18 protein-coding genes are annotated in these 20,724 nt (G+C 73.4%); 13 read left to right on the top strand and 5 right to left on the bottom strand.

Annotation, left to right across the window (positions count from 1 at the left end; genetic code table 11):
* The 4 genes from H288_RS0127570 to H288_RS0127585 form a co-directional block, all read left to right on the top strand.
* Positions 1 to 601, top strand: a 601-nt coding sequence (locus H288_RS0127570) for a methyl-accepting chemotaxis protein (RefSeq protein ID WP_020095804.1), incomplete at its 5' end; no start/stop codon positions are given.
* 143 nt (positions 602 to 744) lie between these two features.
* Positions 745 to 1,161 carry an FKBP-type peptidyl-prolyl cis-trans isomerase gene (locus H288_RS0127575; RefSeq protein ID WP_026605341.1) on the top strand — a complete coding sequence of 139 codons (417 nt, stop codon included), beginning with the start codon at positions 745 to 747 and terminating at the stop codon, positions 1,159 to 1,161.
* 36 nt (positions 1,162 to 1,197) lie between these two features.
* A complete protein-coding gene (locus tag H288_RS0127580) occupies positions 1,198 to 2,568 on the top strand; it encodes a Wadjet anti-phage system protein JetA family protein (RefSeq protein ID WP_020095806.1) in 1,371 nt (456 codons plus the stop codon).
* A complete protein-coding gene (locus tag H288_RS0127585) occupies positions 2,561 to 3,187 on the top strand; it encodes a DUF4194 domain-containing protein (protein ID WP_020095807.1) in 627 nt (208 codons plus the stop codon). The genes H288_RS0127580 and H288_RS0127585 overlap by 8 nt, the downstream gene beginning before the upstream one ends.
* 169 nt (positions 3,188 to 3,356) lie before the next feature.
* On the opposite strand, the gene H288_RS0127590 is transcribed toward H288_RS0127585, so the two are convergent.
* Positions 3,357 to 5,033, bottom strand: a complete 1,677-nt coding sequence (locus H288_RS0127590; RefSeq protein WP_020095808.1) for a methyl-accepting chemotaxis protein — start codon at positions 5,031 to 5,033, stop codon at positions 3,357 to 3,359.
* Between the two features lie 176 nt (positions 5,034 to 5,209).
* On the opposite strand from H288_RS0127590, the gene H288_RS0127595 reads away from it, so the two are divergent.
* Entirely contained in the window at positions 5,210 to 8,647 is a 3,438-nt protein-coding gene (locus H288_RS0127595) for an SbcC/MukB-like Walker B domain-containing protein (RefSeq protein WP_020095809.1), read from the top strand.
* 70 nt (positions 8,648 to 8,717) lie between these two features.
* Here the strand turns inward: H288_RS0127595 and H288_RS0127600 are convergent, their stop codons facing one another.
* Positions 8,718 to 8,933 (bottom strand): hypothetical protein, encoded by a 216-nt coding sequence (locus H288_RS0127600; protein WP_020095810.1) that lies wholly within the window; start codon positions 8,931 to 8,933, stop codon positions 8,718 to 8,720.
* Between the two features lie 411 nt (positions 8,934 to 9,344).
* Between H288_RS0127600 and H288_RS0127605 the strand changes: the two genes are divergently transcribed.
* The 3 genes from H288_RS0127605 to H288_RS0127615 are packed head-to-tail and all read left to right on the top strand — an operon-like array spanning position 9,345 to position 11,485.
* Complete coding sequence (locus H288_RS0127605; protein ID WP_026605342.1) at positions 9,345 to 10,475, top strand: trypsin-like peptidase domain-containing protein; 1,131 nt, start codon at positions 9,345 to 9,347, stop codon at positions 10,473 to 10,475.
* The gene (locus H288_RS0127610; protein ID WP_020095812.1) at positions 10,472 to 10,720 is read left to right on the top strand and encodes a hypothetical protein; all 249 of its coding nucleotides are present in this window, start codon (positions 10,472 to 10,474) and stop codon (positions 10,718 to 10,720) included. The genes H288_RS0127605 and H288_RS0127610 overlap by 4 nt, the downstream gene beginning before the upstream one ends.
* 3 nt (positions 10,721 to 10,723) lie before the next feature.
* A complete protein-coding gene (locus H288_RS0127615) occupies positions 10,724 to 11,485 on the top strand; it encodes a DnaJ domain-containing protein (RefSeq protein WP_020095813.1) in 762 nt (253 codons plus the stop codon).
* A 138-nt stretch (positions 11,486 to 11,623) separates the two neighbouring features.
* Here H288_RS0127615 and H288_RS0127620 read toward each other — a convergent pair whose 3' ends face one another.
* Positions 11,624 to 13,090, bottom strand: coding sequence for a D-alanyl-D-alanine carboxypeptidase (locus H288_RS0127620; protein WP_026605343.1), 1,467 nt, complete (start codon positions 13,088 to 13,090; stop codon positions 11,624 to 11,626).
* 338 nt (positions 13,091 to 13,428) lie between these two features.
* Between H288_RS0127620 and H288_RS0127625 the strand changes: the two genes are divergently transcribed.
* The 5 genes from H288_RS0127625 (at position 13,429) to H288_RS0127645 (ending at position 18,631) form a co-directional block, all read left to right on the top strand.
* Positions 13,429 to 13,773: a phasin family protein gene (locus H288_RS0127625; protein WP_020095815.1), complete on the top strand. Its 345-nt coding sequence runs from the start codon at positions 13,429 to 13,431 to the stop codon at positions 13,771 to 13,773.
* Positions 13,774 to 13,978: 205 nt separating this feature from the next.
* On the top strand, positions 13,979 to 14,365 hold the full coding sequence (gene clpS, locus H288_RS0127630) for an ATP-dependent Clp protease adapter ClpS (RefSeq protein ID WP_026605344.1): 387 nt from the start codon (positions 13,979 to 13,981) through the stop codon (positions 14,363 to 14,365).
* A 38-nt stretch (positions 14,366 to 14,403) separates the two neighbouring features.
* Positions 14,404 to 16,890 carry an ATP-dependent Clp protease ATP-binding subunit ClpA gene (clpA, locus tag H288_RS0127635; RefSeq protein WP_026605345.1) on the top strand — a complete coding sequence of 829 codons (2,487 nt, stop codon included), beginning with the start codon at positions 14,404 to 14,406 and terminating at the stop codon, positions 16,888 to 16,890.
* Positions 16,891 to 16,982: 92 nt separating this feature from the next.
* Positions 16,983 to 17,267: a hypothetical protein gene (locus tag H288_RS0127640; protein ID WP_020095819.1), complete on the top strand. Its 285-nt coding sequence runs from the start codon at positions 16,983 to 16,985 to the stop codon at positions 17,265 to 17,267.
* Positions 17,268 to 17,332: 65 nt separating this feature from the next.
* On the top strand, positions 17,333 to 18,631 hold the full coding sequence (locus H288_RS0127645) for an FAD-dependent oxidoreductase (RefSeq protein ID WP_020095820.1): 1,299 nt from the start codon (positions 17,333 to 17,335) through the stop codon (positions 18,629 to 18,631).
* Positions 18,632 to 18,652: 21 nt separating this feature from the next.
* Here H288_RS0127645 and H288_RS0127650 read toward each other — a convergent pair whose 3' ends face one another.
* Together H288_RS0127650 and egtD are read right to left on the bottom strand one after the other, a co-directional pair.
* Entirely contained in the window at positions 18,653 to 19,717 is a 1,065-nt protein-coding gene (locus H288_RS0127650; RefSeq protein ID WP_020095821.1) for an adenylate/guanylate cyclase domain-containing protein, read from the bottom strand.
* A gap of 27 nt (positions 19,718 to 19,744) precedes the next feature.
* Positions 19,745 to 20,719 carry an L-histidine N(alpha)-methyltransferase gene (gene egtD / locus H288_RS0127655; protein WP_020095822.1) on the bottom strand — a complete coding sequence of 325 codons (975 nt, stop codon included), beginning with the start codon at positions 20,717 to 20,719 and terminating at the stop codon, positions 19,745 to 19,747.
* Positions 20,720 to 20,724 lie beyond the last annotated feature (5 nt).

Consider the following 20,724-nt stretch of genomic DNA (forward strand, 5'->3'; position numbering starts at 1 on the left):
CGACGGCTCGGCCGGCCTCGCGCGGGCGGCGGTCGCGGAGGCCGACCGGACCGGCGCGCTGGTCCGGGACCTGAGCGAGGCCGTGGCGCGGATCGGCGACGTGGTCGGGCTGATCTCGACCATCGCGGGCCAGACCAACCTCCTGGCGCTCAACGCCACGATCGAGGCGGCGCGCGCGGGCGCGGCCGGCCGCGGCTTCGCGGTGGTGGCCACGGAGGTGAAGGCGCTGGCCGAGCAGACCGCCCGGGCCACGGAAGAGATCGCGGGCCAGATCGGGCGGGTGCAGGCCTCGACCGGGCAGGCCGTCGCGGCGATCGGGACGATCACGGCCCGGATCCGGGACATCGACGGCGTGGCGACGACGATCGCGGCGGCGGTGGAGCAGCAGGGCGCGGCGACCCGCGAGATCGTCCGCAACGTCGGCCAGGCGGCGCAGGGCGCGGCTGCGGTCACCGGCCACGTCGCCGGCGTCGCCGCGGCCTCCGGCGCGACCGAGGCGGCGGCGGGCGAGGTTCTGGGTGCCGCCGCCGCCCTGTCGGCCCAGGCCGCGCACCTGACCGAAGAGGTCGGCCGCTTCCTCGACGGCGTCCGGGCCGCCTGAGCGCGCCCCCAAGCGCGCCTCCAAACGCGCCGTGGGGCGCCCTTTGGGGGCGCCGCCGGCCGCCTCCCTGGCCTGGACGGGTCCGAGGCGATAGAAGGCCTCCCGACGGCCGGCGCGCACGGCGCCGGCTCCAGGGAGAAACCATGCCTCGCCTGTCCCCCCTTTTCGGAGCCGCGTTGATCGCCATGACCACAGCCGCCAATGCCGAGACCGTGACCACCCCGTCGGGCCTCAAGTATCAGGACGAGGTCGTCGGCACCGGGCCCGAGCCGAAGGCCGGCCAGACGGTCACCGTCCAGTACACCGGCTGGCTCGACGAGGGCGGCAAGAAGGGCAAGAAGTTCGACTCGTCCCGCGACCGCAACCAGCCCTTCAGCTTCCCCCTCGGCGCCGGCCAGGTGATCAAGGGCTGGGACGAGGGCGTCGCCACCATGAAGACCGGCGGCAAGCGCACCCTGATCATCCCGCCGCAGCTCGGCTACGGCGCCCGCGGCGCCGGCGGCGTGATCCCGCCGAACGCCACGCTGATCTTCGACGTCGAGCTCCTCGGCGCGAAGTAAGCGGCACGGCTGCGCGACGGCAGGAATTTCGACACGATGCTGTTCGCGCAGCTGTCCGACGAGCTGTTCAAGCCGCTGGCCTCGCCGAGCCGCGGCTTCAACGCGGCCCTGCTCCTGCACCTGCACCGGCGCGTCCTCGGGGCCGAGCCGGTGCGCAAGGCCGAGCTCCTGGCCGAGATCGGCGACTTCGCCGCCGGCTGGAGCGACCCCGAGGTCAGCGGCGACGAGCCGATCTCGGCCGACCCGGCCGAGCGCCGCACGGCGCTCTACCGGCGCCTCCTCGACACCGGCTGGCTGATCGAGCGCCGCGAGCGCTACGTCCCGGTCGCGGAGTTCGACCCCGAGGCCCGCCTCCTCCTGGAGGAGCTGTCGCGGCTGGAACGGGGCGAGACCCGCTCCTACGGGGGCGCCGTCCTGGAGGTGCTGGGCGGGCTCGAGAGCGCCCTGTCGGACCCGGCGAACCGATCCGAGGCGCTGTCCAACGCCGCGCGGGGCGCGGCCGCCTTCCTGTCCCACGTGCGCGGCCTCGCGGCCGGCATGCGCAAGGTCGAGGAGCGCATCCTGCGCGAGCCCGACCGCGCCAAGACCTTCCGGCTGTTCTTCGAGGATTTCGTCGAGCGCCACCTGATCAGCGACTACCGGACGCTGCACACCCGCTTCAACCCGTTCCGCTTCCGCGCCAGCGTGGTGCGCGAGGCCGGCCGGGCGCTGCGCGACGCCCTCACGGTCCGGGCCCTGGCCGAGGGCCTGATCCGCGAGGGGCGGAGCGCCGATCTCGACACGGCGCAGCGGGCCGTCCGGGCGGATCTCGCCCAGATCCTCGCGGTCTTCGAGGGCCTCGACAACCACCTCGACGCCGTCGACGCCGTGGTGGCGCGCCTGGAGCGCCGGATCGCCTCCGCGCTGCACGTGATGGACCGCCCGGACCCGAGCGGCGTCGAGCGCGTCGCCGCGATGCTGCGCGCCGTCGGCGGGTCGGAGATCGCCCCCGAGGTGCCGGGCGACGTCTCGCTGCTGCGGCCGCCGATCGGGCACGCGCATCTCCAGGCGCCGCGCGCCCGCAAGTCGGCCATCGACATGGAGCCGCTGCCCGACATCGAGGACGACCCCGTGGTCGACGCCTTCGCGGCCGCCAAGGCGGAGTTCCGGCGCCGCACCACCGTGACGCCCGAGAGCATGAGCGCCTTCGTGGAGGCCCGGCTCGGCAAGGCGGTGCGGCTGCGCGGGTCGCAGATCGCCATCGCGGGCGTCGACGACTTCATCGTGTTCCAGCGCCTGCGCGAGATCGACGTGCTGTTCGACGCCAAGCTCGGCGCGCGCTACGCCCTGACCCGGCTGCCCGAGCGCGTGGTCAACGGCTGGCTGGACTGCCCGGATTTCCTGCTGGAGCGCCGTCCCCGTGCTTGAGGGCTTCCGCGCGATCATCGACGGCGACGAGCCGCCGCCGCCCGGCGCCCGGGCGCCGGACGCCGAGGAGCTGTGCCGCGCCCTCCAGGTGCTGCTGAAGGGGCAGGTGATCTACGCCGAGACGCAGGGCATCGGCCGCTCCTACGAGCTCGCCCGGCACTACGCGCCGTTCTTCACCGACTACTTCGCCTGCCTCGGCTACGCGCTGACCGTGTCGCACCGCGACCAGATGGTCTCGCTGAGCCCGGCCGCCGACGCCCCGCGCCACGACATCGTCTCGGAGCGCCTGCGCAAGGACGAGACCCTGGTGCTGCTGGCGCTCCGGCTCCTCTACGAGGAGGGCCTGCGCGACCACCGGGCCGGAACGGACGGGATCGTCGACTGCACCACCGACGAGATCGTCGAGAAGATCCGCGCCGTGGCGCGCAACGAGCCCCCCGAGGAGGGCCGGCTCGCCGACATCCTGCGCCTCTACGCCAAGCGCGGCGGCCTGCGCCTCGGCGAGCGCGACCGGGTCGAGCGGGTCACGCCGCTGTCGCTCCTGCCGGGGCTGACGGTGCTGGCCTCCGACGCCTGGATGGAGCGCCTGCGGGCGTGGTCCGAGGCCGGCGAGGCCTGATTCCGTCGTTCGGTCGACCAGTTCGGCGCCGTCTTTGCGAGCGGAGCGAAGCAATCCAGCCGGCGCCACGATTGCCGGCGTCGTGCTGCCCTGGGTCACTTCGCTGCGCTCGCGATGACGGGGTGAGATACGTCAACCGCGACGTGCGGCCGAACCCACGTGACCGCGCTCAGGCCGCCCGGACCGTCGCCAGGAAGTGCTCGACCTCGCTGCCGAGATGGGCCGCCTGGCGGGCCATCTCGGAGGCCGAGGCCAGGACCTGCGCGGCGGCCGCGCCGGTCTCCTCGGCGGCGCCGGCGACGCCGCTGACATTGACAGTCACCGACTCGGTCCCGGTCGCGGCCTCGGCGACGTTGCGGACGATCTCCTGCGTGGCCGCGCCCTGCTCCTCCACCGCCGCCGCGATGGAGTTGGCCATGCCGCTGATCTCGCGGATGCGGCCGGCGATGCCGTCGATGGCCTGGACGGCCTGGCCGGTCGAGCCCTGGATCTGCGCGATCTGGGCCGAGATCTCGGCCGTCGCCTTGGCGGTCTGGTCGGCCAGCGCCTTCACCTCGGTGGCGACGACCGCGAAGCCGCGGCCGGCGACGCCAGCCCGGGCCGCCTCGATCGTGGCGTTCAGCGCCAGCAGGTTGGTCTGGCTGGCGATCGCCGAGATGAGGTCGACCACCTCGCCGACCCGGCGCGCGCCGGTGCTCAGGGCCTGGACGAGGTCGGCCGTGGCGGCGGCCTCGCGGACGGCGGCCTGCGCCAGGTCCGCCGAGGAGCCGACCTGGCGGCCGATCTCGTTGACCGAGGAGCCGAGCTCCTCGGCCGCCGCCGCGACCGTGGTGACGTTGGAGGAGGCCTCCTCGGCCGCCGCCGCCGCGCTGGTGGACTGGCCGGCCGTCTGCGTCGCCGTCGCGGTGAGGCTCTGGGCCGTGGACTGGAGCTGCGTCGCCGCCGACGTCACCGAGCCGACGATGCCGCCGATGGCGGATTCGAACCGGTCGGCGAGTTCGCGCGTCGCCTGCCGGCGCTGCGCCTCGGCGCCGGCACGGGCCTGCGCGGTCTCGGCCTCGAGGGCGCGGGCGTGCAGCAGGTTCTCCCGGAACACCGCGACGGTCGCCGACATGGCGCCGATCTCGTCCCGCCGCGCCGCGTAGGGGATCTCGGCCTGGGTGTCGCCGTCGGCGAGCCGCCGCATGGACAGCGTCATCCCGGAAAGCGGCCGCGACACGCCCGTGAAGGCGTACAGCATGGCGCCGAGCGCGATGACGAGGCTGACGAGCAGGCTCACGACGGTCGTCCGGACCGCGTCGGCCTGGCTGTCGCGGGCCGCGCGTCCGGCCGCCTCGCCGTTCCGGATGTTCAGGTCGGCGAGGGCGCGGGTCGCGCTGGATGCCGCGAGGTAGTTGGCGTTCATCGGCCCGCGGAAATAGGCGAGCGCCTGGTCGTGCTGGTCGGCCGGGAAGGCGCGCAGACGGGTCCAGTCGGCCTGCTGCACCGCCAGCTTGGCGAGCAGGTCGTCGTAGATCCCCTGCTCCTCCTTCGACGCCACCAGGCTGCGGTACGCCTCGGCCTTGGCCTGGCGGTTCCGCATCATCTCGTCGGCGTTCTTCAGGCTGGTCTCGCGCTCGGCGTCGGTATCCGCCGTCACGTAGCGGAACTGCCACAGTCGCGAGCGCATCACGAGGGCGTTGATCGCCTGGGCCTCGTTGATCGACGGCACGGCGTTGTCGATCAGCTCCGCGAGCCGCTGGTCGACCGCCTGCATCTTGTAGAGGGTCACGCCGCCCTGAACGATCGCCGCCAGGAGCAGGAGGGCGAAGAGGCCGCTGAGTTTTGCTTTGAGACTGAGACGCATCGGTCGGTTCCGGTCGTGCAGGCGAGACCCGCAGGACATGAACGGGTTGTGCTAACAGGGTTATAACCTGAGGTAGGATCAGGCTTCACGGGTTCGCGTGTGTCGGCTTGCATACGCGGCCGAGTCCGGCCAACTGGGCCGCTCATTCCCCGCCACCGACCCGACCCACCGACACCGTGTACGTCCTCACCGACATCGCCATCTCGAACTGGTACCTGATCCGCCGCGAGCAGATCCGCCTGCGCGGCGCCGCGGCGCTGGTCGGGCCGACCGGCGCCGGGAAGTCGACGATCTTCGACGCGGTCGGCACGGTGCTGGCCGGCAACAACGCCAGCCGCCTCGCCCTCAACGCCTCGGCCTCCGGCCGCAGCGCCCGCACCGTGCGCGACTACTGCCTGGGCTGGATCAGCGACCCGGCGGAGGGCGGCCGCCCGACGCGGGAATCCTGCGAGACCGTGCTGGTGCTGGTCTTCGAGAACCCCGATTCCGGCCGCGTGGTCTCGGTCGGCCTCGCCCTGGCGGCCCGGGCCGCCGAGCCGAAGGAGACCGTGCTGTCGCGCTTCATCGCGGTCGGGCACAGGTTCGAGGTCTCCGACTACGCCCGCACCGCCCCCGGCGGCACCTACACGGCGCCCTGGAGCGAGATCGCCGCGGAGCTGCGCGCCCGCGCGTCGAGCTTCACCGAGTACCGCACCTCCGGCGAGCGCTTCACGGCCGACGTGCTGGCGACCCTGCGCGAGGGCGCGCCGGCGCCGGAGCCGCGCCACTTCCTGCGCAGCTTCGCCAACGCGGTGGCGTTCAAGCCGATCTTCGACACCAGCGCCTTCGTGCGCGCCTTCGTGCTCGAGCCGGAGCCCCTCGACGTCGAGCGCGTGCGCCACTCCATCGCCAACTGGCGGCGCCTCCGGGAGACCATCGCCGAGCTGGAGACCCGGCTCGGGCGCCTGCGGCGCCTGCGCGACCGCTACGAGGCCTGGGGCGAGGCGGTCCTCGCCGCCGCGACGCACGAGCTGCGGGCGGCCAGCGCCGATCTGCGCCGCCGCAGCCTCGACCTCATCGCCGTCCGGGGCCGCCTCCGCGAGGGCGCCGACACCCTGCGCATCGCCCGCGAGCGCGTCGCGGCGAGCCGCGGCTACGTCCGCGAGATCGACGGCGAGATCGCCGAGAAGAAGGCGCTGGCCGCCGCGGGCGCCGCCGAGGGCCGGCTCGCGGCCTCGACGCTCGGCCTGTCCATGCTGGAGCGCGACCGCAAGGAGCTGATCGGCCGGATCGGCGACCTCGTCGCCCTCGTCGGGCAGATGGCCAAGCTCCAGCCGGTCACCCCGATCCTGCGGCAGAGCTGCCCGCAGGCGGCCCGCCTCGCCGAGGCCTGCGCCCGGGCTGGCCTGCGCCGGGACGCCTCGCCCGAGGAGATCCTGCGCCCCGACGGCCCGCTGGCCGAGCTGGCCGACGGGCTGGCGCGCCTGCCCGACTTCGACGAGGCCCTGGAGCGGGCCGCCGAGGACGCGGCGCTCAAGGCCCGCGCGCAGGAGAGCGAGGCCGAGCGCACGGCGCCGCGCACCGGCGGCGGCCCGGCGGCGCGGCTGTCCTCCGATACGGTGGCGTTCCGCGGCGAGCTGGAGCGACGCGGGATCGACGCGCTGCCGATCTGCGAATTGGCCGAGATCGTCGACCCGACCTGGGGGCCGGCCCTCGAAGGGCTGCTCGGGCGCGCCCGCGAGGCCCTGGTGGTCGCACCGGACCGGCTGAGCGAGGCGCTCGGCGTGCTGCAATCCGGCCGCGACCGCTACAGCCGCTGCATCCTGGTCAAGACCACCGACACCGCCAAGCAGCGCGCCCGCCGCTACGACGACGGTCCGCTCACCGTGATCGAGACCAGCGACCCCCACGCCGAGGCGTTCCTCGGCGTGCGGCTCGGCGGCTACGACCTCGCCCGGGACGATGCCGAACTGGCGCGCCTGTCCCGGGCCGTGGCGCCCAGCGGCCGGACCACGGCCGGCATGGCCTACACCGTCACCCGCAGCGTCGACCTGCTGATGACCCGCGGCCATCGCGGGCCGACCGCCGACAGCCGCCGCGCCCACGAGATCGCCGTCGCGGAGGCGCGGCGCCTGCGCGGCGAGGCCGCGGTCCTGCGCGAGGCCGCCCGGACGGCCGCCGCGATCCGGGCCCGCGTCGCCCGGGGCCTCGACGCGGTGGAGGCCCTGCGGGCCGAGCTCGACGGGCTGGAGGGGCGGCGGCGCACGCTCCAGACCGAGCGGGAAGGCATCGAGAAGCGCGACACGGCCGGGCTCGCCGCCGAGATCGCCGCGCTGACCACCGAGCGGGTCGGCTACCTGCGGGAATTGTCGGAGGAGCTGGAGCCGAAGCTCGACCGCCTGCTCGCCGACGAGGCGGCCCTGCGCGCCCGTCTGGGGCCGGTGCGCGAGGCCGTCCGCGCCGCCCTGTCGGCCCGCCGCGCGGCCCTGCGCCAGCTGAGCGCGGGCGACGCGGCGCGGGTGCGCCTCGCCCGCGCCGAGCCCTTCGACCTCGGCGCGGTCGCCGAGGCGCGGCGGGCGCTCGCCGGCCTCGACGCCAAGGCGGCCGGGGCGCGGGTGAGCGCCGAGCGCGGTCTCGCGCGGGATTCCGCTGAGGCCGCCCGCTCGCACGGGCGCATCGCCGAGCGCGAGCTGGCGGAGGCCTGCGCCGCCTGGCGGGTCGAGAACCCCCTCGCCTCGGGCGACGCCCCGGCGATCGACGGCTTCGCCTGGGTGCGCCGGGAATACGAGGCGGTCGAGGGGCACGAGCTGCGCCGCTACCGGGCGCAGGCCGAGCGGGCCGAGTCCGAGATGCGCCGCCTCATGACCGAGGACCTGCTGACGCGCCTCGCCGACCGGTTCGAGCGGGTCCATGCCCGGCTCGCGGCCCTGAACGAGCGGCTCTCGGCGCGCAGCTTCACCGGCCAGACCTACGCGTTCGAGGCGGCGGTGGACCGCCGCTACGCTGCCGTCCACGCGCTGGCCACCGAGACCGCTCGCTCGCCCGAGGCCGCGCAGGCGCTGCTCGCCGGCGAGGCGGAGGGGCCGATGGCGGCCGCGCTCGAGGAGATCACCGCGCTGATCGCCGGCGCGGACGACGCGGCGCGGCTCGCCGATTACCGCAACTACTTCGTCTACGAGATCGGCATGCGCGACCGGGCGGGCAACCGCACCACGATGTCGGCCCGGGCGCTGCGCGGCTCCGGCGGCGAGGCGCAGGCGCCGTTCTACGTGGCGATCGCCGCGTCGCTCGCCAGCGCCTACTACCCGGGCGACCGGCCGGGCGACGAGAATCCGGGGCTGGGCCTGTGCCTGCTCGACGAGGCGTTCTCGAAGCTCGACGTGCGCAATAGCCAGGCGCTGGTCGATCTCTACCGCGCCTGGGGGCTGCAGCTGCTGATCGCCGCCCCCGAGGACAAGCGCACGACGCTGACCGAGGTGATGGACACGATCGTGACGGTCTACAAGAGCCCGGATCTGACCTCGGTCCGGATCGAGGCCGAGCACCCGCTCGAGGCGGCCCGGCGGGCGCTGCACGCGATCAACCCCGATCAGGTCGGGATCGAGGGCTTCCGCCAGTCGGACGCCGCGGAGTGAGCCCGCGGGGCACCGGGGCGGGGCTTCGCGCCGCCGTCCCCGGTATCCCCGTTCTCCGGGAGATCGATCGTCAGTTCAGGTAGGTGCGGATCCAGTTCGGCGAGAGGATCTCGCCCTCTTCGGTGATGATCCAGGGCTGCTTGGCCGGGTCGGCCAGGGCGCCGGCCGCGGCGGCGATCGCCTCCCGCAGGGTCCGGTAGCGCTCGGGCTGCGCCAGCGGGGCGGTCGCCGGGGCGGTGCGCCAGATCGTCAGATCCGCGGGCCGTTCCAGAGCTTCGGTTTCCATGGGTACTCGTCCTTCCGAACCGTTTTGGACCGTTCAGATCGCCGCCGCCGGGCTCTGCCGAGGGGCTGCGGCGATCGATGGTCTGGGCGTCAATGCAAGCATCTCTGCGGCAGCTTTGCGATCAATTCGGGCGGTTCTCGAAACCAGCATCCGGTGCCGAGGCACGAGTTCGGGCGCGGTTCGGTGTTCCATGTCCGTATTGAGCGCGACTGAGCTGCCCTGGACTTGCGAGAATTGTGGCTCCTGAATGATGACCATTCCGTTAGCCAGTCTGCGCCGGTCGCCGACGTGCGCCAGAACACGTCAGGGGCCTGTCGGCGGCGGCGCCTCTCTGTGTTGACGCCCCGATCCTGAACGCGCACTTAAGGCTCGGCCTGTCGGGGCCTGCCTACGCTTCTCTCGGAGTCACCCGTGCCGGATCGTACCGTGCGCATCGTCCTCGCCGCGGTCCTGGTCCTGCTGGCGCTCTACGTCGCCCAGCCCTACCTGCAGCCGCTGCTCTACGCGGCCGACACGCCCCGGGCGATCACGGCCCGCGGCGATCTGGCGCCGGCCGAGTCCTCGACGGTCGCGCTGTTCGAGCGCGCGAGCCCGTCCGTCGTTCACGTTTTCGCGCAGGGCGCCGCGCAGAACCGCGACCTGCTCGACCTCGACGACCAGGGCGGCGAGCAGGGCGGGACGCAGACCGGCACCGGCTTCGTGTGGGACGGCGCCGGTCACATCGTCACCAACACCCACGTCGTGCAGAACGCCGCGCGGAGCGGCGGCTCGGTCTCGGTCCGGATGAGCGACGGCGAGGTCGTGCCCGCCACCCTCGTCGGGATGGCGCCGTCCTACGACCTCGCGGTCCTGCAATTGGGGCGGGTGCGGACCATGCCGCCGCCGCTGGCGATCGGCACCTCGGCCGATCTCAAGGTCGGGCAGTCGGCCTTCGCCATCGGCAACCCGTTCGGCCTCGACCACACGCTGACCACCGGGGTCATCAGCGCCGTGCGCCGCCGCATGCCGACGAGCGAGGGCCGCGAAGTGTCCGGCGTCATCCAGACGGACGCGGCGATCAACCCGGGCAATTCCGGCGGCCCGCTCCTCGATTCCGCCGGCCGGCTGATCGGCGTCAACACCGCCATCGTGTCACCGTCCGGCGCCAGCGCCGGCATCGGCTTCGCGATCCCCGTCGACGTGGTGAACCGGATCGTGCCGGAGCTGATCAAGGCCGGCCGCGTGCGCAATCCCGGCATCGGCATCATCGCCGCCCAGGAGGCGGCCACCGCGCGGCTCGGCATCGACGGCGTGGTCATCGTGCGGGTGCTGCCCGGCTCCCCGGCCGCGCAGGCCGGTCTGCGCGGCGTCGACCCGCAGACCGGCGACCTCGGCGACGTGATCGTCGAGGCCAACGATCGCCCGGTCCACCGCCTCGCGGACCTGACCGCGGCCATCGAGGAGGCCGGCCTCGGCGCCGGCGTGACCCTCAAGGTGGAGCGCGACGGCCGGATCCGGCAGGTCCGCGTCACCACCGCCGAGGTCGCGGAGAACCGGCGATGACGCGCGCGGCCCTCCTCCTGACCCTGATCCTCCTCGCCGCCGCCGCGCGGGCCGGCGAGGCGCCGACGCGCGCGCGCCTCTGCCCGGAGAACCTGCCCGAGGGCGTGCGTCTCCCGCCGCAGCCCGGCTGCGACGCGAGCGTGCGCCCGCCGACGCCGCGCCGGCCGGGCCACTTCGATCTCGGGGATGGGACGAGCATCCAGATCGGCGGGAGCGCGTCCGCCCTCTACGGCGTGCGGCGCTGAGCGATGGTGCTGTTCGCCGGCCTGCTCGCCTGCCTGACCCTGTGGTGGCTGTCGAAGAACTCGGGCGGCCTCGGCCGGAGGCTCCGCGGCGGTCTCCGGGCTGGCCTCGGTGCCGCCCTCGGGCGGGCGCGTCTGCCGACCTTCGGCGCCTTCGCGCTGCTCGCGGCCGGGTTCCTGCTCCTGCGCGGGAACTTCGTCCTCGCGGCACTGCTCGGGCTGAGCGGCGTCTGGATGATCGAGGGCCAGGCCGCCATGACCGCGCGGCTGCGCCGGCTGATCCGGCCGGGATCCGGCGAGCGCCCGCGCGACCCGGAGGACCGCCGCTTCCGCACGGTCCTGATCGACGCCCTCGTGCGCCCGGACGGCAGCCTGCGCACGGGCCGCGTCATCGCGGGGCCGGGCGCCGGCGCGTGGCTCGACAGCATGCCCACCGGGGCCGTGGTCGAGCTGCTGCGGCTCTGCCGGATCCGCGACGCCGCCGGCGCCGCCCTGCTAGAGCCGTATCTCGACCGCCGGTCGCCCGGATGGCGTGTAGACGCTGAGGGCGATCGCGACCCGCGGCCGCGCCGTCCGCCGCATCCAGGGGCGATGACGCAGGAGCAGGCGTACGAGATCCTGGGGCTTCAGCGCGGGGCGACCGCTGAGGAGATCCGGTCGGCCCACCGGTCTCTCATGAAGCGCGCCCACCCCGACCAGGGGGGCAGCGCCGAGGGCGCGGCGCGCGTCAACGCGGCCCGGGACAGGCTTCTGAACCGACATCGCTGAACTCCACGCGCGTTGTCAGAGAGTTACCGATCGTCGGCCGCGGACGAACTCGGTCGCGGCCGTTCCGTAACCGGCGCGCGGGCGCGCCGGTGGCTCGCGAAACGCGGCGCGCGGGCGCGCCGGCGGGTCTCGCGGGTCTCAGCTCCGGGTGGCGAAGCAGCTGAAGCCGCTTCGCTTCAGGGCCGAGCAGGCCTCCTGGGCGGAATCCTGCTCGGAGAAGCCCGAGAAGCGGGCGCGGAACAGCGTGGTGCCGCCGTGCTCGACCTTGACCGTGTAGGGCGCGGCCTTCGACAGGCTGCCGCCGACCTTGGCGCGCGCTTCCGAGAGCATCGTCCGGGCCTTGGACTCGTCGTCCATGGCGCCGAGCTGGATCACCCAGGCGGTCGGGACGACGCGGGCGCCGGAGACCGCCTTCGGCGGCTCGTCGCGCTCGAGGGAGGCCACCCGGGCCGTGGACTTGGACGCGCCCGGGAAGGGCGGCTGGGCGTTGCCGCCGCCGGCATAGGCCTGGGCCGCCTTCGGGATCCCCTGCGGGCCGGGCTTCCAGGTGCCGCCCGGCGTCGTCGTCTTGGCGGGGGACAGGTCGAGGGGCTCGCCGGTGGTGCCGGTTGTCTCGACGTCCTCGTCGTCCGCCGAGGCGACCTGCGTGCGGGTCCGCGAGACCGCGTCGGCGACGACCGCCGGGCGGGCGCGCTCGGCGACCTCGGTGACCGGCGCCGAGATCCGGGCGCCGGCATAGGCGCGCGGCAGGCTGGCGCGGACGAGGTCGGCCATGATCCGGTCGCGGCTCGCGCCGGACTTGCCGCCCAGCACGATCGCCACGATCTGGCGCCCCTCGGACTTCGCCGCGGTCATCAGGTTGAAGCCGGAATCCCGCGTGTAGCCGGTCTTGATCCCGTCGACGCCCTGGACGTTGCCCAGGAGGCGGTTGTGGTTGCCGATCACCCGGCCGCGGAACGCGAAGGACCGGGTCTGGAAGTAGCGGTAGTAGTGCGGGAACCGGTCCTGGATCGCCCGGGCCAGCACGGTCAGGTCACGCGCGGTGGTCAGCTGGTCCGGATCGGGCAGGCCCGAGGCGTTGGCGTAGTGCGTGCGGCTCATGCCGAGGGCGTGGGCCTTCGCGGTCATCATCTGGGCGAAGCGCTCCTCGGAGCCGGCGATGTTCTCGCCGATGGCGCAGGCCACGTCGTTCGCCGACTTCGTCACGATCGCCTTGATGGCGTCCTCGACCGAGATGGTCTGGCCGGGGCGCAGGCCGAGCTTGGACGGCGCCTGGGCGGCGGCGTGGGCCGAGATGGTCAGGTCGGAATCGAGGGCGAACTTGCCCCGCTCCATCTGCTCGAACAGCATGTAGAGCGTCATCACCTTGGTGATCGAGGCCGGGTGCCGCAGGGCGTCCTCGTTCACCGCGTGCAAGGTCTTGCCGCTCTTCACGTCCACGACTATCGCCGCGTAGGGCGGGTTGTAGCCGCCGCCGGCGCGGGCGTGGTGGTGCCGACCGCGCCGGGCGTCGGCCGGTGAGGCCATGGCCGTCAGGACGGCGGCGGCCAGGATCGCGGCCGGGAGCGCTGGAATCGTCCGGGAGCGGCCTACTACGCTACGCATCACGCCTGATTGCCTCGCGAGACCGGATCTGGCCGGTCGTATCCCCTGCAGAGCCTTCCGCCGATCACGTGGCCCCGCTGCATCAGTGGAGAGTTAGGCAAGTGCAGTTACAGGCCCGTTAATGCGATCGCGGCGAGTGCCGGATCGTGCCGGTCCGGCATCCGCTTACCGGCCGTTCCCGACCCGCTGTTGCCGGTCGGCCATGCCGTGCCGGTTGCGGCCGGCCGCTCTTACAGGCCCGAGCTTGACGCTGGCTGTCGTGCCGCACACTCTCCCGGCGATCCGAAACTGTCGGTCGCGGATGGCGGGCCGGCTCGGCGGCGGACCGGAGATCGGCGATGCAGAAACCCCCTGCCCTCCCCCTGAGCCCGGTCGCCTCCGGCTTCGGGACGCCCCTGCGGCGGTTCGGGATCGCGAGCCGCGCGGCCCAGACCCTCGGCATCGAGTATCTCGACTCGGTCAAGAAGGCCCTCGACGACCTCGGGGCGACCTGGGGGGCGCTGGCGGTGGCGCGCAGCCCGACCGAGATCCTGGCGGTGCAGGCCGCGTACCTGCAGCGGGCCGGGGAGCGCGCCGCGGCTCGCTCGGCCGCCGCCGGCGACGCGATGCTGGGCCTGACCGGCGCGTTCCTGCGGCCGAAGGCGCTGGCACCGGCCGCGGCCCGTCCCGGCCCGGCGCGCTAGCGGGTCGGCCATCATGCGCCGGGGACACGCGGTGCAGGGCGGACAAGTGCGCACAGGCGTCTGGCGAAGTCGGCTCACCGTCTGTAGATTAAACGGCGTGGAGCTGAGCGCTGCTCCCGGCAGGCCAGGATCAGGATCGGCCGTGAGGGCCGGCGGCGCCCGCTCCGAGCAAGGGATCGGTTCGACGCACATGAGACAGGTCCCCATGCAGGGCACCGCGAGTTCGACCAGGGAGCACCGGCCGGCGCGTATCGCGGTCACGGCATCCGGTTCGCGCACGCCCGGGGGCGACGACCGGTCCAACACCGCGATCATCACGCGCACGAAGCCGCGGACCAAGCGGCCGAGTCTGTACCGGGTACTCCTTCTGAACGACGACTATACGCCGATGGAGTTCGTGGTCCTGGTGGTCGAGCGGTTCTTCAACAAGAGCCACGAGGACGCCTACCAGATCATGATGCACGTGCATCAGAACGGGGTCGGCGAGTGCGGGGTCTTCACCTACGAGGTGGCGGAGACCAAGGTGACGCAGGTCATGGACTTCGCACGCAAACACCAACATCCTCTCCAGTGCGTTATGGAAAAGAAATAGGCGCCGCTCGCGGTAGGCACGAAGGACAGAGGCCAGCTTTGCCAAGCTTCTCACGCAGCCTAGAACAAGCCCTCCACCGCGCCCTGGCGCTCGCCGGGGAGCGCCGGCACGAATACGCGACGCTGGAGCATCTCCTGCTCGCCCTGGTGGATGACCAAGATGCGGCCGCGGTCATGCGCGCCTGCAACGTCGAGATCGACACGCTCAAGCGCAGCTTGGTCGACTACGTCGACACCGAGCTCTCCAACCTCACCGGCGATGGCCGGCAGGACGCCAAGCCCACGGCCGGGTTCCAGCGCGTGATCCAGCGCGCCGTGATCCACGTCCAGTCGTCGGGCCGCGAGGAGGTGACCGGCGCCAACGTGCTGGTGGCGATCTTCGCCGAGCGCGAGAGCCACGCCGCCTACTTCCTGCAGGAGCAGGACATGACCCGCTACGACGCGGTCAACTACATCAGCCACGGCATCGCCAAGCGGCCCGGCGCCTCCGAGGCGAAGCCCGTGCGCGGCGCCGACGAGGAGGGCGCGTCCGAGCGTCCGAGCGACGAGGGCGATCCCCGCGGCGCCAAGAAGAAGGGCGACGCGCTCGACGCCTACTGCGTCAACCTCAACAAGAAGGCCCGCGACGGCAAGATCGACCCGCTGATCGGCCGCGAGAGCGAGGTCCAGCGGACGATCCAGGTCCTCTGCCGCCGGCAGAAGAACAACCCGCTGCTGGTCGGCGATCCCGGCGTCGGCAAGACCGCGATCGCCGAAGGTCTGGCGCGCAAGATCATCCAGCACGAGGTGCCGGAGGTGCTCGCCGACGCGACCGTCTTCTCCCTCGACATGGGCACGCTGCTCGCCGGCACCCGCTACCGGGGCGACTTCGAGGAGCGCCTCAAGCAGGTCATGAAGGAGATCGAGGCGCACCCGAACGCGATCATGTTCATCGACGAGATCCACACGGTGATCGGCGCCGGCGCGACCTCGGGCGGGGCCATGGACGCGTCGAACCTGCTCAAGCCGGCGCTCGCCTCCGGCACGCTGCGCTGCATCGGCTCGACCACCTACAAGGAGTACCGCCAGTACTTCGAGAAGGACCGCGCCCTGGTGCGGCGCTTCCAGAAGATCGACGTCAACGAGCCGTCGATCCCCGACACGATCGAGATCGTGAAGGGCCTGCGGCCGTACTTCGAGGAGTTCCACAAGCTCAAGTACACGACCGAGGCCGTGAAGGCCGCGGTGGAGCTGTCGGCCCGCTACATCAACGACCGCAAGCTGCCCGACAAGGCGATCGACGTGATCGACGAGACCGGCGCCTCGCAGATGCTGGTGCCGGAGGCGCGCCGCAAGCGCACCATCGGCATCAAGGAGATAGAGGCGACCATCGCCACGATGGCCCGGATCCCGCCGAAGACGGTCTCCAAGGACGACGCGGTGGTGCTCCAGCACCTGACCGAGAACCTGAAGCGCGTGGTCTACGGACAGCCGAACGCCATCGAGGCCCTAACCTCGGCGATCAAGCTGGCCCGGGCCGGCCTGCGCGACCCGGACAAGCCGATCGGCTCGTACCTGTTCGCGGGCCCGACCGGCGTCGGCAAGACCGAGGCCGCCAAGCAGCTCGCCGCCTCGCTCGGCGTCGAGATGCTGCGCTTCGACATGTCGGAGTACATGGAGCGCCACACGGTGAGCCGCCTGATCGGCGCGCCCCCCGGCTACGTGGGCTTCGACCAGGGCGGCCTGCTCACCGACGGGATCGACCAGCACCCGCACTGCGTGCTCCTCCTCGACGAGATCGAGAAGGCGCATCCGGACCTGTTCAACATCCTGCTGCAGGTGATGGATCACGGGAAGCTGACCGACCACAACGGCAAGCAGGTCGATTTCCGCAACGTCATCATCATCATGACGTCGAACGCGGGCGCCTCGGACCTGGCCAAGGCGGCCTACGGCTTCACCCAGTCGAAGCGCTCCGGCGACGACGTCGAGGCGATCAACCGGCTGTTCGCGCCGGAATTCCGCAACCGGCTCGACGCGATCATCTCGTTCGGCCACCTGCCGAAGGACGTGGTGGCGAAGGTGGTGGACAAGTTCGTCCTCCAGCTCGAGGCGCAGCTCGCCGACCGCAACGTCACGATCGAGCTCTCCGACGAGGCCCGGGACTGGCTGGTGGAGCACGGCTACGACGACGCGATGGGCGCGCGCCCGATGGCCCGGCTGATCCAGTCGACCATCAAGACGCCGCTCGCCGACGAGGTCCTGTTCGGCAAGCTCAAGGACGGCGGCGCGGTCCGCGTGGTCGTCCGCAAGCCGGAGGACGGCGAGGCCAAGGCCGGCGCCAAGGACAGCCTGGGCTTCGACTTCCCGGCGGGTCCCGTGACGCCCAAGCCCGAGAAGGACGTGACCAACGCCGCCAAGCGCCACAAGCGCGCCAAGCCCCGCACCGCGGCCCGGAAGAAGACGCCGAAGGACAACAAGGGCGGCGGCGGCAGCTCGGGCGGCGGCGTCCGGACCGTGCCGAAGGTGCCACTCGTGCGCGCCTAATGGTGTGCAGGCCGGCTGGCGGCCTTCCGGACTCGGGGGCCGCCGGTCTATGACCGCCGCGACGCGCATGCGCCGCGGCGAGGAGGCGCCCGATGACTGACAACCTGCACGAGGGACCTCTGTCCCCCGTCGCGCAGCCGGCGCCCCCCAAGAAGCTCACCCGGCGCGAGGAGCGGCGCCGGCGTCGCCAGCGGCGCCGCCGCGGCGAGGAGGTGCTGGCCTGGGTGCTCGTGCCGTTCATCTGCTTCGGCATCTACTGGGGCATCGCCGCCGGCTTCGACTTCTTCGGCACCTCGCCGGGCCAGGTCTGGGACCAGCTGATGCAGGTCAAGGCCATGATGGAGAAGCGTTCGGGTCCCCAGGGCGCGCGCGGCTAGCGCGCCGCCGCGGGTCCCGGCGCGGGGGAGGCGACGCCTCCGGACGGTTCCGAGCGGGCGCGCCCATGACACCGACCCGTCGATCGCTGCTCGCCGCCCCCCTCCTGGCGATGCCGGCCCTCCGGGCCCGCGCCGGCGGCGGATCCGTGGTCGTCGTCGGCGCCGGGGCCGCGGGGCTCGCGGCCGCCGCCCTCCTGCGGGCGGCAGGGCAGAGTTTCACCCTCGTCGAGGCCCGGGACCGGATCGGCGGCCGCGCCTTCACCGACCGGGCGCTCGGCGACGCGTGCCGGTTCGACGCCGGCGCCGAGTACATCCACTGGGCCGAACGCAATCCCTGGGCGCCCATCGCCCGGGCGGCCGGGGCGCACGTCGCCCGCGAGGACGGCTGGGCGCGCCGGCTCGTCGTCGACGGCCGTCCCGCCACCGTCGCCGAGGCGGCGCGGCGGCGTGCCGGCTTCTCCGGCCTCGACGCGCTGCTCGCCCCGAAGGGCGGCGACCCGTCCCTGGCGGAGGCGGCCGGGGCCGGCGGCCCCGACGCCGCCCTGGCGGCGGCCGGCCTGAGCCGGCTCTCCCTCGGCGAGGATCCCGAGCGGGTCTCGGCCGTGGACTACGACCGGCTCTGGTCCGGCTCCGACCTCTGGATCGACGGCTACGGCGACCTCGTGGCGCGGCACTTCGCCGACCTGCCGGTCAGCCTCGGCTGCCCCGTGCGGGCGATCGACTGGTCGGGCCGCGGGGTCCGGGTCGAGACGGCGCGGGGCACGATCGCGGCCGCCGCCGCCATCGTCACGGTGCCGGTCGGCGTGCTGAAGGCCGGGGCCGTGGCGTTCGCGCCGGACCTGCCGGACGCCGCCCGGACGGCGCTCGACGGCCTGTCGATGGGCGCCTACACCAAGATCGGCCTGCGCCTCGACCCCGCGCGCCTCGACGGTGCCGACCTCGGCGACGCGGTCTCGGTGGCGACGGGCGGCCCGACGATCTACTTCGAGATGCAGCCCTTCGGCAGGTCCCTGGCGGTGGCCAATCTCGGCGGCGACCTCGCGCGCGACCTGTGCCGGGCCGGTGAGGCGGAGGCGGTGGCGCTCGCCACCGAGCGCCTGGTCGCGGTCCTCGGCGGCGGCGCCCGCAGCGCCGTCCAGGCCGGGCGCCTCGCCGGCTGGTGGACGGACCCGCACGCCCGGGGCTCCTACTCGATCGCCGCCCCCGGCCACGCGGAGGCCCGCGACCGCCTGCGCGCGCCGGTCGGCGGGCGCGTGTTCTTCGCCGGGGAGGCGCTGGCGGGCGGCGGCGCCATGACGGTGGGCGGGGCGACCCTCGACGGCGAGCGCGCCGCCCGGGCGGTGCTGAAGGCGCTCGGCGCCTGACGGGCTCGTCGCCGCGGCGGTTCACGCGGTCGCGGCGCGGCTCGGCAGCGGTCGCGCGGGTGCCGCGACGGCGGTCCGGCGCCGGATCGCCGCCACCGCCAGGGGCTCGGCGCGGCCGCGCAGGGCGTGGGCTCCGAGATCCTCCGCCACGAGGTCGTCCGGCAGCGGGCCGAGCCGGGCGAGGAGGTCGGCCGAGACGAGGACGTCGACGCCCAAGGTCTTCGACAGGGCCTCCAGCCGGGCCGTCGTGTTCACGACGTCGCCGAAATACGCGATCTTGTGCCGCTCCAGCCCGATCTCGGCGGTCACGACCGGGCCGCAATGCAGCGCGGCGCGGAACTGCGGCACCTGCCCGAAGCGATCCCGCCAGCTCTCCGCCTCGGCGGCGAGCCGCTCCTGGAACGCGAAGACGCAGCGCAGGCAGGCGGCGTCGCGCAGGCCCCGCTCCATCGTCCAGGTCACCAGCGCGAGGTCGCCGACGTAGTCGTCGATCGAGCCGCGGGCGCGCGCCACCGGCAGCGCCAGGGCGTTGAAGACCTGCCCGAGATAGGCCTGCGCCGCCCGGTCGCCGTGGCGGTCGGCGAAGCGCGTCGACCCGGTCACGTCGAGGAAGAGGAAGATCCGCTCCTCGCTGATCGGCCGGTGGTAGCGCCCGATCAGCAGGTTCGCGAAGACGCCAGGGCCGATCAGGTCGCGGACCCGGAACACGAACACCACCAGGGCCGAGATGCCGAGCGCGTAGAGCAGGCCGGACTGCGACATCAGCATCGCGTTCCGCTCGCTGTACATGAAGCGGAACAGCTGGTTCAGCACCGTGCTGGCGACCGCGTTCCCGACCACGATCAGCGCGATGTAGAGCGCCACGGTGGCGAGCAGGAACAGCGGCGTCGCGAGGCCGCGGATGCGGTCGCGCAGCCGCGGCGCCAGCAACTGCCGCTCGTAGAGCAGGATCGGCGTGCCGATGATCGCGCCGCGGATCGCCGTCCCGGTCAGCGGGGCGATCCCGAAGATCACCCCGTAGAGGAGCCCCGCCAGGGCCCCCAGGGCGGGCGCCACCAGCAGGAACCAGCGCGGGCCGAAGCGCATGGATCCGCGTGCCCCGCCCGGCCCCGCTCAGTCCAGCCGGAGCGCGTGGACCGAGAACAGCTGGTCCGGGTCGGTCCAGACCGTCAGCCACGTCCAGCCCGCCCGCTCGGTCAGCGCGCGGAACGTGGCCGGCGTGTACTTGTAGCTGCTCTCGGTGTGGATCGTCTCGCCCGCCGCGAACGCGAAGGTGTCGGCGCCGACCCGCACCGCCTGGGCGTCGCGGGCGACGAGATGCATCTCGATCCGCGAGGCGTCGGTGTTGAACACCGCCCGGTGGCCGAAGGCGTCGGGCTCGAAGCGCCCGGCGAGTTCCCGGTTGATCCGGGTCAGGAGGTTGAGGTTGAAGGCGGCGGTGACGCCCTGCGCGTCGTCGTAGGCGGCCTCCAGCACCGCCGCGTCCTTCACGAGGTCGACGCCGACGATCATGTGGGCGCCCGGCCCCAGGATCCGGCCGAACCGGCGCAGCAGATCCTCGGCCTCGTGCGGGTCGAAGTTGCCGATGGTCGAGCCCGGGAAGAACCCGGCGCGCGGCAGGCCGTTCAGGCTCTCCGGCAGGTCGAAGTCGCGGGTGAAGTCGGCCACGACCGGCTCGACCCGCAGGTCCGGGAAATCGCCCCGCAGGACCTCCGCCTGCCCGCGCAGGAACTCGCCGGAGACGTCCACCGGCACGTAGGCCGCGAGGGTGTCGAGGTGGCGCAGGAGTCGGCGCAGCTTCACGGTCGAGCCGCTGCCGAACTCCACCAGCGCCGCGTGGGCCGGCAGCAGCGCGGCGATCTCGGGCCCGCAGGCGTCGAGGATGCCGATCTCGGTCCGGGTCGGGTAGTATTCCGGGAGCCGGGTGATCGCCTCGAACAGCGCGGACCCGGCCTCGTCGTAGAAGTATTTCGGCGACAGGGCCTTCTGGGGCTTGGACAGGCCCGCGCGGACGTCGTCGAGGAAGCTCAGCGGCGGCGCGTCCAGCGTGACCGGCGTCGCGTCGGCGAAGGTGGGCTTGATGGTCAAGGGCG

It is taken from the genome of Methylobacterium sp. 285MFTsu5.1 (assembly GCF_000383455.1).
Classification (GTDB): Bacteria; Pseudomonadota; Alphaproteobacteria; order Rhizobiales; family Beijerinckiaceae; genus Methylobacterium.